The 17,664-nt window shown below is 61.4% G+C and carries 12 protein-coding genes; 6 read left to right on the forward strand and 6 right to left on the reverse strand.

The window, feature by feature from the left end:
* Positions 1-2 precede the first annotated feature (2 nt).
* Complete coding sequence (locus ABGM93_RS11045; protein WP_321499396.1) at positions 3-1,961, reverse strand: acetoacetate--CoA ligase; 1,959 nt, start codon at positions 1,959-1,961, stop codon at positions 3-5.
* A 297-nt stretch (positions 1,962-2,258) separates the two neighbouring features.
* On the opposite strand from ABGM93_RS11045, the gene ABGM93_RS11050 reads away from it, so the two are divergent.
* Positions 2,259-4,265: an AsmA-like C-terminal region-containing protein gene (locus tag ABGM93_RS11050; protein WP_321499398.1), complete on the forward strand. Its 2,007-nt coding sequence runs from the start codon at positions 2,259-2,261 to the stop codon at positions 4,263-4,265.
* Between the two features lie 64 nt (positions 4,266-4,329).
* Here ABGM93_RS11050 and ABGM93_RS11055 read toward each other — a convergent pair whose 3' ends face one another.
* The 5 genes from ABGM93_RS11055 to ABGM93_RS11075 all read right to left on the reverse strand — a co-directional run bounded on the left by ABGM93_RS11055 (position 4,330) and on the right by ABGM93_RS11075 (position 10,223).
* Entirely contained in the window at positions 4,330-5,151 is an 822-nt protein-coding gene (locus tag ABGM93_RS11055; protein ID WP_321499400.1) for an ABC transporter permease, read from the reverse strand.
* Positions 5,152-5,197: 46 nt separating this feature from the next.
* The gene (locus ABGM93_RS11060) at positions 5,198-6,124 is read right to left on the reverse strand and encodes an ABC transporter permease subunit (protein ID WP_321499402.1); all 927 of its coding nucleotides are present in this window, start codon (positions 6,122-6,124) and stop codon (positions 5,198-5,200) included.
* 33 nt (positions 6,125-6,157) lie between these two features.
* The gene (locus ABGM93_RS11065) at positions 6,158-7,339 is read right to left on the reverse strand and encodes an ABC transporter ATP-binding protein (RefSeq protein ID WP_321499404.1); all 1,182 of its coding nucleotides are present in this window, start codon (positions 7,337-7,339) and stop codon (positions 6,158-6,160) included.
* Positions 7,340-7,552: 213 nt separating this feature from the next.
* Positions 7,553-8,647: a polyamine ABC transporter substrate-binding protein gene (locus ABGM93_RS11070; RefSeq protein ID WP_321499407.1), complete on the reverse strand. Its 1,095-nt coding sequence runs from the start codon at positions 8,645-8,647 to the stop codon at positions 7,553-7,555.
* A gap of 199 nt (positions 8,648-8,846) precedes the next feature.
* Positions 8,847-10,223 carry a glutamine synthetase family protein gene (locus ABGM93_RS11075; protein ID WP_321499409.1) on the reverse strand — a complete coding sequence of 459 codons (1,377 nt, stop codon included), beginning with the start codon at positions 10,221-10,223 and terminating at the stop codon, positions 8,847-8,849.
* A 466-nt stretch (positions 10,224-10,689) separates the two neighbouring features.
* Between ABGM93_RS11075 and ABGM93_RS11080 the strand changes: the two genes are divergently transcribed.
* The 5 genes from ABGM93_RS11080 to ABGM93_RS11100 all read left to right on the forward strand — a co-directional run bounded on the left by ABGM93_RS11080 (position 10,690) and on the right by ABGM93_RS11100 (position 17,634).
* Entirely contained in the window at positions 10,690-11,541 is an 852-nt protein-coding gene (locus ABGM93_RS11080) for a GntR family transcriptional regulator (RefSeq protein ID WP_321499411.1), read from the forward strand.
* 232 nt (positions 11,542-11,773) lie between these two features.
* Positions 11,774-13,114 carry a glutamine synthetase family protein gene (locus ABGM93_RS11085; protein WP_321505843.1) on the forward strand — a complete coding sequence of 447 codons (1,341 nt, stop codon included), beginning with the start codon at positions 11,774-11,776 and terminating at the stop codon, positions 13,112-13,114.
* Positions 13,115-13,221: 107 nt separating this feature from the next.
* Entirely contained in the window at positions 13,222-14,616 is a 1,395-nt protein-coding gene (locus tag ABGM93_RS11090; RefSeq protein WP_321499413.1) for an aspartate aminotransferase family protein, read from the forward strand.
* A gap of 121 nt (positions 14,617-14,737) precedes the next feature.
* Positions 14,738-16,012: an FAD-binding oxidoreductase gene (locus ABGM93_RS11095; protein ID WP_321499415.1), complete on the forward strand. Its 1,275-nt coding sequence runs from the start codon at positions 14,738-14,740 to the stop codon at positions 16,010-16,012.
* A gap of 323 nt (positions 16,013-16,335) precedes the next feature.
* The gene (locus ABGM93_RS11100; protein WP_321499417.1) at positions 16,336-17,634 is read left to right on the forward strand and encodes a diguanylate cyclase; all 1,299 of its coding nucleotides are present in this window, start codon (positions 16,336-16,338) and stop codon (positions 17,632-17,634) included.
* Positions 17,635-17,664: the final 30 nt, after the last annotated feature.

Below are 17,664 nucleotides of genomic sequence, written 5' to 3' on the forward strand. Positions count from 1 at the left end.
TTCTAGTCGTTCAACTGCGGAAGATCGCGATAAAGATCAAGAGCTTCGGGGTTGGCCAGCGCTTCCTTGTTCTTGACGTCGCGTCCGTGCACGACGTCGCGAACGGCAAGCTCGGTTATCTTTCCGGACTTTGTGCGCGGGATGTCGTCGACCGCAACAATGCGTGCAGGCACATGGCGGGGCGACGCACCGGTGCGTATGCGGGCCTTGATCGATTTTTCCATTGCCTCGTCAAGCTCCACGCCCTCCGCCAGCCGCACGAAGAGAACGACCCGCACGTCTCCATCCCAGCTCTGGCCAATGGCGAGGGATTCAATCACCTCCGGCATCTGCTCCACCTGGTTGTAGATCTCCGCCGTGCCAATGCGCACACCGCCGGGATTGAGCGTCGCGTCCGAACGACCATGAATGATCATCCCGCCGTGTTCGGTCCATTCCGCGAAATCGCCGTGACACCAGACATTGTCGAAACGTTCGAAATAGGCAGCGTGGTACTTTCGGCCGTCCGGATCGTTCCAGAATTTCACAGGCATGGAGGGGAAGGGGCGTGTGCACACCAATTCGCCCTTTTCGCCCCGCACCGGCTTTCCATCGTCATCCCAAACATCCACTGCCATGCCCAGGCCAGGCCCCTGAATCTCGCCCTTCCAGACAGGCTTGGTCGGAATACCGATCACGAAACAGGACGCGATATCGGTGCCACCGGAAATGGAGGCCAGATGGATGTCGGATTTGATGTGCTCGTAGACGTAGTCGAAGCTCTCCGGCGCCAACGGCGAGCCGGTGGAGGTGATCACCTTCAGGCTGCTCAGATCGTGCGTCTCACAGGGCTTCAGCCCTTCCTTTCGCAGTGCGTCGATATATTTCGCAGACGTGCCCAACATGGTCATGCGCTCGGCCTGCGCATAGTCGAAGAGCACAGACGGCGTCGGCGCGAAGGGTGAGCCATCGAAGAGCAGGAGCGTCAGTTCGCAAGCCAGTCCCGTCACCAGCCAGTTCCACATCATCCAGCCGCAGGTGGTGAAATAGAACAACCTGTCGCCCGGGTTAAGATCGCAGTTGAGCCTGTGTTCCTTCAGATGCTGCAGAAGGACGCCGCCCGCGCAATGGACGATACATTTCGGAATGCCCGTCGTCCCGGAAGAGAACAGGATGTAGAGCGGATGGGCCGCGGCCACACGTTCATAGGTGATCGGACCTGCTTCATAAGGTGCGATGAGATCGTCCAGCGCCACGGCCCGCGGCAAGCCGGCCGCCATTTCCTGCGCGATGTCCAGATAGGGCACGATCACGACGGTTGATGCGCTTTGCAGCTTCGGCACGATTTCACCGAGCTTTTCTGCGATCTCGATGCGTTTGCCGGCATACCAATAGCCATCGCAAGCAATGAAGACCTTCGGCTCGATCTGGCCGAACCGGTCGAGCACGCCCTGCGGCCCGAAATCCGGCGAGCACGAGGACCAGATGCCGCCCAGAGAGACCGTGGCAAGCATGGCGGCGATGGTCTCCGGCATGTTCGGCATCATCGCAGCGACCCGATCGCCCACGCCGACGCCCGCAGCTTTCAGCGCCTGCTGCAAGCGGGAAACAAGTGCATGGAGGTCATCCCATGACACGCGCTTTTCGACCTTGTCCTCGCCGCGGAAGACGAGCGCATCCTCGCTACCGGTGCGACGCAGGAGGTTTTCGGCGAAATTCAACCGCGCATCGGGAAAAAAGACCGCACCGGGCATGGCGTCGCCGTTCTCAATAAGGCGCTCCCCCTTCTCCCCGACGACACCGCAAAAATCCCAGATCGCATCCCAGAAAGCGCCCGGCTCGGCGACCGACCAGGCATGCAACGCATCATAATCGGCAAGGGCGGGGGCCCCGCGATCCATGACGAACCCTATGAACTTGTGGATAGCGGAGGCTTCGACGCGCGCACGCGACGGAGCCCACAGCGGCTGCTTCTGATTCATGCAATCCTCCCGGTGTGCCGACTCGATCTGTCGTCCGGGGCCATTGCCCTGCCGCTCGGTCCGAGTTGAAGCCGCGACCAGAATTCTGGCACAACGCTTCGACTGAACCCCGATGCCGGCGACCCCGCTCACATCCCGTAGCGACAGATCTTTCGCTCATGCACAATACGCTTCGATTAGCATTGTAAAATCAAGCGGACAAGCGCGCAGCGCCACAACAAACCGCTTGCGGTTCCTCACGGGACTTCCTATGCCGCCCAACGGGGTGACTGTCTCGTGCGATAGCAAGGAAAACCAATGAAACGCTGGCTCATACTCGCCAGTCTTGCCGTATTGCTCGTCGCCGCCTTCTTCGCGGCGCTGCCACTGCTTGTCTCAACAGAAATCGCCAAGGACCGCATTGCCGCTGTCCTGTCGGACTGGCTGGGCGCAGATGTGGAAGTGGAAGGACGGCCCCATGTGACCTTCACGTCCGGGCTTTCCGTCGTCCTGCCCGATGTGCGCGCCGCCAATCGCGATCAGAAGATGCGGGCCCATTTCGAGGCCGTGGAGGCTGAGGTCAAATGGCTCCCGCTTCTCACCGGCGATATCGAGCTGTCGCGTTTCCTGCTCCGCAAACCGCAGATCATTGCCGAAGCGGCATCCTCCGCCTTCGCGGTTTCGACCCTTCGCCGCGACCCCACGCAATGGCCATTCGCCACCAACGAGTTGCGCATCGAGGACGGCAGTTTTCTCATCCTGCATGACGGTCTGCCTGACGGACGTGAGAACGAACGTGTCACGGGCATCAACGGCACGCTGACATGGCCCGGCGCGCGCGGAGAAGCCGTCCTTTCCGCCGCCTTCATCTGGCATGGCGAGGCGATGGAGGTGCGTGCAGGGCTTTCTGATACAGCGGTCTTTGCGGGAGCGGCACAGAAGGCGTCGCTGAACCTGAAGCTGACCTCCACGCCCTTGCGGATGAATTTCGAGGGCGTTCTGCTGGGGCCGACCAATTTGCAGGCGAACGGCAAGGCCTCGCTGACCATGCCGAACCTTCGCCGGGCGCTTGCCTGGGTGGGACGCGATCCGGGAGAAGGCGCGACGCTTGGCCCCTTCTCGGCCGAATTCCAGGCCCGCGCAAATGCCTCCGGCCTCGTGATGGATCAGGCGACGCTGGAGCTTGACGGCAATATTGGCACCGGCCTTATCGCGCTCGGATGGCGCGATCAAAGACCATCCGTTCAAGCGACACTGGATTTCGAGAAGCTCGACCTGTCCGGCTATATCTCGGAATGGCTGCGCGCCGAACCCTTGCCGAAAGGCGGCAATGTCGCCATGCCAGTCGAAACGATGGCGGCGGCCGATATCGACGTTCAGCTGTCCGCCCGCCAGGTGCGCATCGGTGCGGCCCGTATCGGGCGCACCGCGACCTCCTTCCTCCTGAAGAACGGCAACATCGCTTTCGACATAAGCGAGGCGGTGCTTTATGGCGGCACCCTCACCGCCCGTCTCTCCTCCCATATGGACCGCACGGACGGAACCGCTCCGAAGGATGGTTCGCCGCTGTCGGCCAAGGCCATGGCAGTGACCGGCGACGTGCGTGTTCAAAACATCGATCTGGGCGCGCTGCCTCTGGAAGACACGCGCATGCGGCCGACATCCGGCGTTGCGCGCGGCAGTCTCAATCTGATGGCTTCAGGTCTCGATCTCGATGCGCTGGCGAGCTCCGCCAAGGGCCATTTCGATCTCACGGTGGACGGGCTCACACTCTCCCAGGTCGACATCGCCCGCGCCATTGAGACCTTCACCATGAAGGCTGACGAAGCGTCCGGCGCGCCGACGGACGCTGGGGAAAAGGGTGATCCGTTGCCCGCCCCCACCGCCGACACGCAACGCGCAGCGGCGGAAACCGGCCGCACGAGCCTGGACACGCTGGAACTCGCGGCAACGGTCGAAAACGGCACCGCCAGTTTCACCAAGGTCAGTGCGGCGAGCAAGGAACTCGCGATCAACGCGCAGGGGCGCGCCTCCCTGCCAGAACGCACCATCGCGCTTACCGGACAGGCCACACGCAAGGGCGATCCGGCAGCCACGGTGCTCTTTCTCGTGCGAGGCCCCCTGCTCAACCCGCAATTCCTGCCCGACGTCAACCGGATGATCGAGCAGCGCAAGGCCACGGAAGCAAAGACGCACGGGTCTGAGGAGATACAGGCCGCAACCGGCGGTGCAAGCGGAGCCTCCACCGTCCAGCAGCCGCCCGTCCAGCAGGCACCCCGCCAGAAGGCGCCCGCCCTTCCGGCAACGCCCCCCGCAGCGCAATAGGCTTCGCCCCGCCTGATCCGGGGCGCCCTGCCCGATTGACAGGAAGACGCCTCGGACCGTCAGCTCAGGCTGAGGCAGCAGCCATCTGCTCATCGCGCAGACGGGAAACCTCGCGCCGCTTCGTCACCAACGAGGCCACGATTACGCCAACCGTCACCAGCATGACGAGGATTGTGCAGACCGCGTTAATTTCCGGCGTCACCCCAAGGCGGACCTGACTGTAGATCTTCATCGGTAGCGTGGTTGCACCCGGCCCGGTCGTGAAACTGGCGATGACGAGGTCGTCAAGTGACAGGGTGAAGGCCAGCATCCAGCCCGCCAGAACACCCGGCAGGATGAGTGGCAGGGTGATGCGGAAGAAGGTCTTGAGCGGAGGGCAACCTAGGTCCATCGCCGCCTCTTCCAGCGATCGGTCGAAGCCGACGAGACGTGACTGGACCACCACCGCCACGTAGCACATGCAGAACGTGGTATGCGCCAGTATTACCGTCCAGAAGCCTCGATCCTGATTGATCGCCACGAAGAGCAAGAGCAGCGACAGGCCAAGGATCACGTCGGGCATGACCAGCGGCGCGTAGATCATGCCGGAAAACAGCGAACGCCCCCAGAACCGGCCCATGCGCGCCAGAACCAGTGCGCCGATCGTGCCGAGTACGGTCGCGACGGAGGCTGAGACGAAAGCCACGCGCAGGGTCACCCAGGCGGCATCGAGGAGCTGCTTGTTGTTCAGCATCTCCCCATACCATTTGGTGGAAAAACCGCCCCAGACGGTGACCAGCCGCGATTCATTGAACGAGAAGATCACGAGGATCACGATCGGCAGGTAGAGGAATGAAAAGCCGATCACGATCGATGTGACATTGAACCAGGAAGCGCCGCGTCTCATGCCCGGGTCTCCTTTCGGTCAGTTCCACAGATCCTCACATCCAGCTTCATTTGTCGCGCTCCTGCATCTTTTGCTGCTGGTTCTGGAAGAGCACGATGGGCACAACCAGAATGAGCAGGAGAATGACCGCCACGGCCGAAGAGACCGGCCAGTCACGGTTTGCGAAGAACTCCACCCACAGCGTCTTGCCGATCATCAGCGTGTTGGAACCGCCCAGAAGATCGGGAATGACGAACTCTCCCACCGCCGGGATAAAGACGAGAAAGGAGCCAGCCAACACGCCCGGCAGCGACAGCGGCAAGGTGATCTGCCAGAAGGCTTTCCACGGCGGGCAGCCCAGGTCCTCAGCCGCTTCAAGCAGGGAATCGTCCATCTTCTCCAGCGTCGCATAGAGCGGCAGAACCATGAAGGGGAGATAGGAATAGACGATGCCGACATAGACCGCCCAATTGGTGTTCAAAATGATCAGCGGCTCGTCGATCACGCCCACCCAGAGCAGGAACTGGTTCAAAAGACCCTCGTTCTTCAGGATCCCGATCCACGCATAGACGCGGATCAGAAACGAGGTCCAGAAGGGCAGGATCACAAGCATGACAAGCGTGGGGCGCCAATGGGACGGCACGCGCGTCATGCCATAGGCAAGCGGGTAGCCCGCCAGCAACGTGATGAGCGTCGATATGGCCGCAATCTGAATGGAGGAGAGATACGACTTCCAATAAAGATCGTCTTCTGTCAGCCAGATGTAATTGTCGAAAGAAAAGGCCGAAATCGCGTCGCGAATACTCGACCAGCCCTCCGCCAGATCAATGGTCGGCAGATAGGGCGGCATGGCGATCGTGACTTCCGACAGGGAAATCTTGATGACGATCAGGAAGGGCACAAGGAAGAAGAACAGCAACCACGCATAGGGGATGCCGATAACGGCCCACCGTCCCGCCAGACGCTTGCCTGCCTTTGCAAGAATATTGCTCATCTGCAGCCCCCCGCTCCTGCCCCGGTTCCTGCCCTAGTCAATCAGAATAACGCCCGCGTCGCGCCCCCAGGTGAGCCAGACCTTGTCGTCCCAGGCGATCGGGCGTTCGACCAGACGCGTCACGTTGGCAACCGAAGCGCGCAAGGCCACCTCGTTCGCCGTCTGACAATGCAAGGTGGAGATGTCGCCCAGATAGCCGATATCCCAGACCAGCGCCTCCACGACGAAATCCGTCTCCGGCTTGTCGAGGGACACGGAGATCTTTTCCGGACGGATGCCGAAGCCGACCATGTCACCGACATTCGCCGATGTCGTCTGGCCAACATCGAATTCCACGCCGAGATCGAGAGCGTGAAGCCGCGTAGCTTCGGCGGACTTGGCCACCACCTTGCTCTCGAAGATGTTGATATCGCCAATGAAATCAGCCACGAAACGCGAATTGGGACCTTCATAGATTTCCGGCGGGGTCGCGACCTGAATGATCCGGCCGCTGTCCATGACCGCAATCCGGTCGGCCACCGTCATGGCCTCCTCCTGGTCGTGGGTCACGATCAGGAAGGTGAGCCCCATGTCCATCTGGAGGTCCATCAGCTCAAACTGGGTATCCTCGCGCAGCTTCTTGTCGAGGGCGGCGAGCGGTTCATCCAGCAACAGCACCTTGGGCCGTTTGGCAAGAGAACGGGCCAGCGCCACACGCTGACGCTGACCGCCGGAAAGCTGGTGCGGCTTGCGCTTGCCGAAGGCGTCCAGCTTCACCAGCCGCAACATCTCCGTCACGCGCTCCGCGATTTCCGCTTTGGGCACACCGTCCTGCTTGAGACCGAAGGCGATGTTGTCCGCGACGCTCATATGCGGAAACAGCGCATAGGACTGAAACATCATGTTGACCGGGCGGTGATAGGGCGGCACGCCCTTCAGGCTCTTGCCTTCGAGAAAGATCTCGCCCTCGGTGGGCGTCTCGAAGCCGGCGAGCATCCGCATCAAGGTGGTCTTGCCGCAGCCCGACCCGCCGAGCAGCGCAAAGAATTCGCGCTCGTAGATTGTCTGACTCAGATTGTCGACTGCGGTGAAATCTCCGAACCGCTTGGTGACATTGCGGAATTCGATGAAAGGACGCAGCTCGGGATCATCCCACGGCGCGAATTTTCGCCGGATCGGACCGATCGGTTTTTTAGCCAAAACCCCCACCCCTGTCGCAAACCGGCATCGGGGCATCCGTCATGGCCCCTGCCGAACTCTTCACAATGACGGTGACGTTGTCCTCACCACCAATCCCCAGTTCCTCCACACTTTGCGTGTGGTCCGCCCCCTATCCGGCGCGGTCATTTCCGTCATGTCGGCAAGTCGGGCTCTTCGGACCGATCCGGCCGCAGTCCGAACCACCGGCGGGATGCCGCCGGTGGTCGTCTTGTCAGGCGTGATGCGGGCTCAATTGCCGCTCTTCACCGAGGTCCATTCGCGGGTGACGACGCGGGTCACCTTCGGCGAATAGGCGGTCACGGTGTAGAGGTTCTTCATTGTCTCAGCCGACGGATAGATCGCCGGATCGCCGATCACGTCCTTTTCCAGGAACTTCTGCGAGGCGAGGTTGCCGTTGGCGTAGTAGACGTAGTTCGACGCCTTCGCCATGACCTCCGGACGCATGATGTAGTTGAGGAAGATATGCGCATTGTCCGGGTGTGGCGCATCCGCCGGGATCGCCATCTGGTCGAACCACATCAGCGCGCCTTCCTTGGGGATGGAATATTCAACCGTCACGCCGTTATCGGCCTCCGCGGCGCGATCGCGGGCCTGGAGCATGTCACCCGACCAGCCATGCGCGAGGCAGATATCGCCGTTGGCGAGCGCGTTGATGTTCTCCGAATTGTGGAACTTTCGGATATAGGGGCGGATTTTCTTCCACAGGTCCGCCGCTTCACGGAGCTGGTCCACATCCTTGCTGTCGGGATCGTAACCGAGATAGTTGAGCGCCGCGGGGAAGACCTCTGTCGGCGCATCGAGGACGTAGACGCCGCAATCGGCAAGCTTGGAAACGTATTTCGGATCGAACAGCAGGTCCCAGCTGTCAACCGGAGCATCGTCGCCCAGCGCAGCCTTGATCTTCTCGGGATTGTAGGCGAGCCCGGTGGTGCCCCACATGTAATTGATGGAGTAGTCGTTGCCCGGATCGTATTTGTCGGTGCGCTCCTGGATCTCGGGCCACATGTTTTCCAGGTTGGGAAGCTTGTCCTTGTCGAGCTTCATGAAGACGCCGGCCTTGATCTGGCGCGACAGGAACGATCCGGTGGGAACCACGACATCGTAGCCTGTTCCGCCCGCCAGCAGCTTGGTTTCGAGAACCTCGTTGGAATCAAAGACGTCGTAGACGACCTTGATACCCGTCTCCTTGGTGAAGTCCTCCAGAATGGAATCGTCGATATAATCCGACCAGTTGAAGACGTTGACGACTTTCTCTTCCTGCGCAAGCGCGTTGCCGGCGACGAGCGCCACGGCAGCCACGGTTGCGGTAAATAGGATGCGCATGTCTGAATGCTCCCGTTCAGCCAATTTCCCAAACCCGGCACGGCTTTAGCCATAATGGCCAGCGGTCCCTCCCGGGGTTCGAAGGTCAGTTCGATCCGCCATAAGTAGATCAACCGGGGCGCTGATTAAATGACCCGTCCCCCGATTTCCATGGCGATTTTGTCCGACGATGTGGACTCTTTGCGGCCCGTCTTTGCAGTCAGAGATATGTTTCGCGCTCAAGCGTCGAAATCTCGCGCCCGAACGCGGCAAGTTCCTCGCGTTTGATGGCGGTGAGCGTCTTGTGCATTTCCTTGCCCACGGCCCGTTTCATCCGCTTCGATTTCTCAAAGGCGTCAATGGCCTCGTCCATCCACGGCGTCAATCGCCGCGACCGCCCCTGATAGGCATTTCCCGAGATGGCGCGGGGCGGATCCTTGCGTCTCTCAAGCCCCTCCAGCATGCCGGCCAGAACGCCGGTCAGCACCAGATAGGGGTTGGCATCGGCACCTGCGATACGATGTTCGACACGGCGCGCATTCGGCCCACCCGGCGGCACGCGCAGCGCGACAGACCGGTTGTCGTGGCCCCACGTGATCGATGTCGGCGCGTAGGAGCCGGGCTGCATGCGGCGGAAGCCGTTAAAAGTGGAAATATAGAGAAGTTGACTTTCCTGCATTGTCTCCAGAAGACCGGCAATGGCGTAGCCAAGAAGCTCCTCGCCGTTTTCCGGATTGGCGAAAATGTTGCCATGCGCATTTTCCAAAGAGACATGCACATGCATGCCATTGCCGGGCCACTCCACAAAGGGCTTTGCCATGAAGGAGGCTTTGAGCCCGTGCTTGCGCGCCACCCCTGTGACCAGACGGCGCAGAAGAACCGCATCGTCGGCGGCGGTGAGCGGATTGCTGCGATGGTGCAGGTTCAGCTCGAATTGGCCGGGCGCGGCCTCGGAGACGGCCGCATCGGCGGCAATATTCTGCTCGTCCGCACCGCGGCGGATCTCGTCAACCAGCGGCATGAAGGCTTCCAGATCGGAGAGCGCATACATGTTCTGACGTGCGGGCCCGCGATGGGTGGAAAAGACGGGGCGCGGCTGGCGGCCGTCCGGGTCTTCCTCGAAGAGATAGAATTCAAGCTCGAAGGCGCAGGTGGCCGTGACACCATAGTCGGCGAGCCGGTCCACCATGCCTGACAGGACATGGCGGGGATCGATCAGGAAGGGGGTGCCCTCCCGATCATACATGGAAAGCAGAACCTGTGCCGTCTTGCGTTCCGCCCAGGGGACGAGTTGCAGGGTCTCCATGACCGGCCAGCACAGACCGTCCTTGTCGCCGGTCTCTATGTGAAGACCGGTCTCCTCAACCTCACGCCCCCAGACGTCGAGGCCGAACAGCGAATAGGGGAAGGCGACGCCCCCCTCGAAAATCTTCGGCAGCGCCGTGCCCGGCAGCCACTTGCCGCGCAGGACACCATTCGTATCGGGCAGGATGACCTCGACAGTGTCGAGATCGGGATGGGCGGCAAGAAACCTCTCCACCGCTTCCGTCATGTCGCCATCCGGCGTCAGAAACTCAACGCGGGCCACTGGACCCATTTAACACCCCCCAACATGACCGTCATCTCGCGCTCCGCCGCCTTCGCCGTTCCCGGCGTATCGTGTTTTCGGGCGGGGCAGACCCACTTTGAAGATCGCCGAGAGCGCATCCGAAGTTCCCGGCCTCGCAAATCGGACTGATATTCCATGAAACGACCCGACATGAGTTCGGGTTCCATGGGCGCAGATGACGTGACGCAGGCATTCTCTGGACAATGATCTGGCGCCCGATGCGAGCATGACGTTGCAAGCGCCGACCATCTGTTTTCATCGAACCGGTTCGATGCGGCATGACACCGACATCGCACCCTGTCGATTGCTGTTGCGGTAAAAATGTGATCACGTATCGATAAGCCTGTCAACTACTGCACACCGCAGAGGCACGATCAAAAGACATGCAGAATATGGACGCAACGCGGGCAACCAACCAGAGAATGCGACCATCGCACAGGGCGCGCGGCGCGGCATGAGCGAGGTTTCATCCGGCCGCCCCCCCTCGTCTGGCGCCACATCGCCCAACGCCCCCTCTTCAGGGGCCCTTGAAGACGGCTCCGCCAGGGAGGCCGATCCCTCCGTACGCGTGGTGACCCGCGACCGGGTGGAGGCCGCGGTGCGCGACGCGCTGCTGACCGGCCAGTTCGTGCCCGGCCACGCTGTGACGCTGCGCGGCCTGGCGGGCCAGCTGGGCGTATCTCCCATGCCCGTTCGTGAGGCGATCCGCGGGCTTTCGGCAGCGAACGCACTGGACGTCCTGCCCAATGGGCGCATCCGCGTGCCCACCATGACGCGCCAGCGGTTCGACGAGCTGTTGCATGCCCGCGTGCTGCTGGAGCCGCATCTGGCCATGTTGGCGCTGCCCAATCTGGTCGAGTTGGCAGACGACCTCACCCGCATCGATGATGCCATCGATATCAGCCTCGTGACCGGCGATGTCACCACCTATATGCGCCGCAATCACGAGTTCCATTTCCGGATTTACCGAGCCTCCGCGTCCCAGATCATTCTTCCTCTGGTGGAACATGTCTGGCTGCAATTCGCGCCCTTCATGCGCACCGCCTATGGGCGGGTCGGCACATCGGCACTGGAAGACCAGCACAAGGAGGCCATTGCCGCGATCCGCGAAAACGAGCCGGAAAAGCTGCGCGTGGCGATCGAACGGGACATCCTCGACGGGATGGGGTTGATTGGTCACTCGGTACTGGAAGACCCTCCGGCCGCAACCGCGTTTCCTGACGGCGACGGCAAGACAGGTGCGATCACCACGCTCCAACCGCAGGCCGGCTCCCGTTCCGAAAGGTCCACCAGGAGCCGCGATTGACAAATTTCAGAATGTGATCACAATTTGCCCGCATCGCTCCCCGAGGCGCCCCGTCTTGCCGACAAGAGGCGCTTGCAAGACCTGTCGAGCGCAATTCCCTGCGCCAACACCTGACGTTCCTTCTTCGGGGACCTCCCCCAAGACAGGGACCAACGCTTAAGGACTTCACGTGACGGATACGTCTGACAACGCCGGGAAGCAGAACGAGCCCCTCATTCGCGGCGTGGCGACGATGGAGGAGGCCCGCGCGTGGCTGCGCCATCGTCAGATCCAGGACATCGAGTGCATCGTGCCGGACCTTGCCGGTGTTGCCCGCGGCAAGATGATGCCGACGGAGAAATTCTTCTCCGGACCGGTGATGAGCATGCCCGCCTCGATCTTCGCCCAGACCATTTCCGGCGATTACCCCCCCGAGGACGACCGTTTCCATCACAACCCGACCGATGGCGATCTGTTCTTCGAGGCCGACTATTCCACCCTTGCGGTGGTGCCATGGGAAACCGACCCCACCGCCCAGCTGATCCATGATGCGATCACACAGGAAGGCGCGCCGGTGGAAACCGCGCCGCGCAACGTTCTGAAACGCGTCCTGTCTCTTTATGAAAAGGAAGGCTGGAAGCCGGTCGTCGCGCCGGAGATCGAGTTCTATCTCGTCAAGCCGAACACGGACCCGGACTATCCGCTGACCCCGCCGGTTGGCCGTTCGGGCCGCCCGGAGGTGGGCCGCCAGTCCTACTCGATCTCCGCGCTCAACGAATTCGACGATCTCATCGACGATATCTACGACCTGTCGGAAGCGCAGGGCCTCGAAATCGACACGCTCATCCATGAGGAGGGGGCGGCGCAGATGGAGATCAACCTGCGCCATGGTGCGCCGCTGGAACTGGCAGACCAAGTGTTCCTGTTCAAGCGCACCATCCGCGAAGCCGCGCTTCGCCACGACATGTACGCGACCTTCATGGCCAAGCCGATGAGCGGACAGCCGGGCTCTGCCATGCATATCCACCAGTCGGTGATCGACATCGAGACGGGCCAGAACATCTTTTCCGGCAAAGATGGCGAGGCGACACCGAAATTCCTGTCCTTCATCGCGGGACACCAGGAATATCTGCCCGCCGTGACCTGCATCATGGCGCCCTACGTCAACTCCTATCGCCGCTTCGTGCGCCATTCGACTGCGCCCTGCAATGTTTACTGGGGGTACGACAACCGCACGGTCGCGCTGCGGGTGCCCAATTCCAAGCCGTCCGCAAGGCGGCTCGAAAACCGCGTGCCGGGATCGGACGCCAACCCCTATCTCGCCATCGCCGCCTCGCTCGCCTGCGGCTATCTTGGCATCAAGAACGCGATGAAGCCGGAACCGCCGCGTACGGGCTATTCCTCCGACGGCCCTTATACGCTGCCGCGCGGCCTCACCGAGGCGCTGACGCTGTTTGAAGAGTGCGAGGAACTGGTCGACGTGTTCGGAGAACGCTTCGTCGCCACCTACCGGGCAATCAAGCAGGAGGAATTCGAAACCTTCATGAGTGTTATCAGCGCATGGGAGCGCGAATACCTGCTGCTGAACGTCTAGCGCAGCCGCGCCCCCCCTTTCCCGTCGCTGACTGGCCAAGGCCGGAGCGCGGGACATCGACCCGATCAAAACAAGACAAAGATCATCTTTCTCGGAGTGCCCTTTCCATGACCCTCACGTCCAACGTCTACCCCACCAGGGCGCTGCAGGAGGCTGACGCCGCCCATCACCTCCATCCCTTCTCCGAACACCGCACGCTGAACGCCGAAGGCTCGCGCGTCATCGTTGCCGCCGAGGGCGTATGGCTCACCGATTCAGACGGCAACCGCATCATGGACGGCATGGCCGGTCTTTGGTGCACCCAGATCGGGCATGGTCGCCAGGAGGTCGTGGAGGCCGTTCACCGGCAGATGCAGGAGCTGGATTACTACAATCTCTTCTTCAAGACGACGCATCCTCCCGCCGTGGCTCTGGCCGAAAGGCTCGCCAGGCTGACGCCTGCCCAGTTCAACCATGTCTTCTTCGTCGGCTCCGGTTCGGAAGCCAATGACACGGTCTTCCGGATGGTCCGCTACTACTGGGACCTGATGGGCAAGCCGGAGAAGAAGCACATCATCGGACGCTGGAACGGCTATCATGGCTCCACGCTCGCGGGCACCAGTCTTGGCGGCATGACGGGCATGCACGAGCAGGGCGACCTGCCGGTGCCCGGCGTCAGTCACATCGCCCAGCCCTATTGGTATGGCGAGGGCGGCGACATGAGCCCAGACGAGTTTGGCCTCTGGGCGGCCAACCAGCTGGCGGAGGAGATCGACCGCATTGGCGAGGACAAGGTGGCGGCCTTCATCGCCGAACCCATTCAGGGCGCGGGCGGCGTCATCATCCCGCCCGACACCTACTGGCCGGAGGTCTCCCGCATCCTGAAGGAACGCGACATTCTCTTCGTTGCGGATGAGGTCATTACCGGCTTCGGACGCACGGGTGAATGGTTCGGCTCCACCTTCTATGGCATCGAGCCCGACCTGATGCCCATCGCCAAGGGCCTTTCCTCCGGTTACCTGCCCATTGGCGGGGTCATGGTCTCGGACAAGGTGGCGGATGTCGTCATTAACAAGGGGGGCGAATTCTATCACGGCTACACCTATTCCGGTCATCCGGCCTGCTGCGCGGCCGCGCTCGCCAATCTCTCCATCATGGAAAACGAGAAGATCGTGGACCGGGTGCGCGATGATATCGGCCCCTATCTCCAAAAGAAGTGGATCGCACTTGGCGAGCATCCGCTGGTCGGAGAGGCCCGCATGGTCGGCCTCGTTGGCGCGCTGGAACTGGCACCCGCCAAGGGCGACAGAAAACAGAAGTTCGCCAATGAGGGCGCGGTCGGCACCCTTGCGCGTGACACGTCGTTTGCCAATGGCCTCGTCATGCGGGCGGTGCGCGACAGCCTGATCCTGTCGCCCCCGCTGGTGCTTTCGCACGAGGAAGCGGACGAACTTGTGCGAATTGCGGAAAAAACGCTCGACGACACCTACGCCACATTGAAACGGGACGGCAAACTCGGCTAGCCGACGGTTTGAAATACCGATTAATCGATTAATCTCCTGCAGGTCTTACGCCTGCGCCATGGCGGCCTGTCCGTCGCCATGGCGCACGCAAGCAAGACCTTCCCGGAAAGCGTTGCGCCCCATGACCGTTCCCGCCTACGACCCCACCTCCTATTACACGGCCACCATCAACGATGATCGGCCGCGCCCGGCCCTCACCGAAAGCCTGACGGCCGATGTCTGTATTGTCGGCGGCGGCTTCACAGGTGTTTCCGCCGCACTTCATCTGGCCGAACAGGGGCTGTCGGTGGTGCTTTGCGAGGCAAAGCGCATTGGCTGGGGCGCATCGGGGCGCAATGGCGGACAATTGCATTCCGGCCAGCGCCGGGACCAACAATGGCTCATCTCCCATGTCGGCAAGGCGCAGGCCCGCGTCTTCTGGGACATGGCGGAGGAGGCCAAGACCCTGATCAAGGAGCGCATCGAACGCCATTCCATAGATTGCGACTGGGCCGACGGCCTCATCCACGCCGTTCACAAGAAGGGCTGGCTAGAAGACGTGCAGGAAGAGGCGGAAACGCTGGCGCGCGAGTTCGACTACGACGCCATCTCGCCTCTGGACAATGACGAACTGGCGGCCAAAATCGGCACCGACGTCTATTACGGGGGCTACCGGGATGCGCGCGCCGGGCATCTGCATCCGCTGAATTTCGTGCTCGGAATGGCCAGGGCGGCGGAGGAGGCAGGCGCGCGGATCTTTGAAGGCACGGCCGTTACCGAAATCGGCAAGGGCCAGCCCATCGTGGTCAAGACCGCAAATGGAGAGGTGCGCGCCAGGAACGTGGTGCTTGCGGCCAATGGCTATCTCGACGGCCTCGATCCGACAACGGAGGCCCGCGTGTTGCCGATCAACAATTACATTCTGGCGACCGAGCCGCTGGGCGAGCGCGATCCCATTCCGGACAACGAGGCGGTGGCCGACACGCGCTGGGTGGTCCACTACTGGCGCATGAGCCCGGATCGGCGGCTGATCTTTGGCGGCGGAGAGACCTACACCCGCAGCTACCCGGCCGATGTCGAAGGCTTCGTGCGCAAGCACATGGCCAAGATCTATCCGCAACTGGCGGATGTCCGCATCGACCATGCCTGGGGGGGCACACTGGCGATCACCGCCAACCGGATGCCCTATTTCCGCAGACCGCGCCCCGGCTTCTATATCGTGTGCGGCTTCTCCGGGCACGGTGTCGGAATCGCGAATTTGGCCGGACGATTGATCGGAGAAGCGGTGGCCGGAGATGCGGGGCGTTTCGATACCTTCGCACGCCTGCCGATGATGCCATTTCCAGGTGGCAAGTGGCTGCGCACTCCCATCCAGGCGCTCGCCATGTCCTGGTTCGCCCTACGGGACCGATTATAGCACTGCCCGTCGCGCAAGATTGTGCCTACTGTGCGTCACTCGTAATTTGTACGATCCTATTAATACCTATTTAAGGCGCCTGTGTTTTTACATAGTCAGCAATACAGACCAACCCAAATAGTTTTCGCAAGGCGGATAGTTAACATTTCGAGGCTGCTCAGATTGAAAGCCACGTCAGGTCCCCAGGAGCCTTTACGTGAGCTTCATTCCGTCTTTGGGGAAGAGCGCAAGCTCGGCTTGCGTCAATGGCTGGTTTAAACGATTCCCAGGCCTGACTTCGTGTTCGGCGGAGTGTCGGGCCATGTTCGGCGCGGGGCCCACATATGGACACGATACTTCTCGTCGAGGACTCGAGCTTTTTCGAAAAGGCGGTATCCCGCAGTTTCCGCAGATCCGACGGGTTTGAGCTGATCGTTGGGAGGACTTGCGCGGAAGCAGCCAGCATTCTGAAGGAACACGCCGCCAAGATTTCAGTCGCGCTGGTCGACCTTTCCCTTCCCGACACCACGGATGTGGAAACGGTGGACCTGACCACCCACCACAAGGTGCCGACCATCGTCTTCACCAGCCGGTTCGACCCGGACCTGCAAACCCGGCTCTACGGCAAGGGCATTGTCGACTACGTTCTGAAAGACAGCCCGGCAAGCCTGTCCTATCTGCGTGAACTCGTGCTGCGTCTGCGTGCAAACCGCGGCATCGGCGCGCTGATGCTGCAGCACCCGGACAGGCCGATGAAAGACGTGGAGGAGCAACTGCGGCGCCTGCAGCTTTCGCTCGTGCACGCCTCCACAGCGAAGGAAGCGATTAGCGAGATCACCGACAACGAATATATCCGCCTTCTCGTGGTGGATAGCGACATTCCGGATATCAGCACGATGGAGCTGATAAAGCAGGTTCGCCTGCGACGCGGGCCGGAGGCGGTGGCCATTTTCGCACTCTCGAAAACCCTGAAACGCACGGACATGGTTCGGCTCTTGAAGAGCGGGGCGAACGAGGTGCTAGCCAAGGATTGCGCTCCGGAGGAATTTCTCCTGCGCACCGGACAAAACCTCGACACGATCGATCGCATCCTCAAGCTGACGGATGCCGCGAACAATGATGCGATGACCGGCCTCTATAATCGCCGTTTCCTGTTCGAGGCAGGAACACACGTTTTCGCGGAATGTCGGCGCAGCAACCAGCCGATCCCGGTCGCTCTGCTCGACATCGATCGCTTCAAGCAGGTCAATGACCAGTATGGTCACGAGGTGGGCGATGCAGTCATCAAGCACCTTGCCAACGATATTGCCAGCATCTGTGACGGCAACATCCTGACAGTCCGCCTGGGCGGCGACGAGTTCTGTCTGCTGATGCCGGGCAGCACACTGGACGCTGCCAAGGAGCGATGCGGCGCGCTCGTGTCGCGTTTCCACCGGCACGTTCACACGGTGGATGGAAGCCCACTGGACGTGACGCTCTCCATCGGCCTTTCCTCCGGTTATGAGGACAAGCTTTCCGATGCCCTGCGCGTGGCGGACGAACGCATGTACGCCGCCAAGAACCTCGGTCGAGACCGCATCATCTCAGAAGACTACGAGATGGTGGAGGATCAGGTGGTAGAACACGTGCTGCTCGACGTCTAGCCGGGGCCGGACAGCCGCTCTCCCGCCTGC

Origin of the sequence: Breoghania sp., from assembly GCF_963674635.1 — a bacterium.
In the GTDB taxonomy this organism is placed as follows: Bacteria; Pseudomonadota; Alphaproteobacteria; order Rhizobiales; family Stappiaceae; genus Breoghania.

Coding starts and splice junctions, on each gene's coding strand:
- ABGM93_RS11045 (WP_321499396.1), bottom strand. CDS start 1,961: ATGAATCAGAAGCAGCCGCTGTGGGCTCCGTCGCGTGCGCGCGTCGAA.
- ABGM93_RS11065 (WP_321499404.1), bottom strand. CDS start 7,339: ATGCCCCGATGCCGGTTTGCGACAGGGGTGGGGGTTTTGGCTAAAAAA.
- ABGM93_RS11050 (WP_321499398.1), top strand. CDS start 2,259: ATGAAACGCTGGCTCATACTCGCCAGTCTTGCCGTATTGCTCGTCGCC.
- ABGM93_RS11090 (WP_321499413.1), top strand. CDS start 13,222: ATGACCCTCACGTCCAACGTCTACCCCACCAGGGCGCTGCAGGAGGCT.
- ABGM93_RS11060 (WP_321499402.1), bottom strand. CDS start 6,124: ATGAGCAATATTCTTGCAAAGGCAGGCAAGCGTCTGGCGGGACGGTGG.
- ABGM93_RS11055 (WP_321499400.1), bottom strand. CDS start 5,151: ATGAGACGCGGCGCTTCCTGGTTCAATGTCACATCGATCGTGATCGGC.
- ABGM93_RS11075 (WP_321499409.1), bottom strand. CDS start 10,223: ATGGGTCCAGTGGCCCGCGTTGAGTTTCTGACGCCGGATGGCGACATG.
- ABGM93_RS11085 (WP_321505843.1), top strand. CDS start 11,774: ATGGAGGAGGCCCGCGCGTGGCTGCGCCATCGTCAGATCCAGGACATC.
- ABGM93_RS11100 (WP_321499417.1), top strand. CDS start 16,336: ATGGACACGATACTTCTCGTCGAGGACTCGAGCTTTTTCGAAAAGGCG.
- ABGM93_RS11080 (WP_321499411.1), top strand. CDS start 10,690: ATGAGCGAGGTTTCATCCGGCCGCCCCCCCTCGTCTGGCGCCACATCG.
- ABGM93_RS11070 (WP_321499407.1), bottom strand. CDS start 8,647: ATGCGCATCCTATTTACCGCAACCGTGGCTGCCGTGGCGCTCGTCGCC.
- ABGM93_RS11095 (WP_321499415.1), top strand. CDS start 14,738: ATGACCGTTCCCGCCTACGACCCCACCTCCTATTACACGGCCACCATC.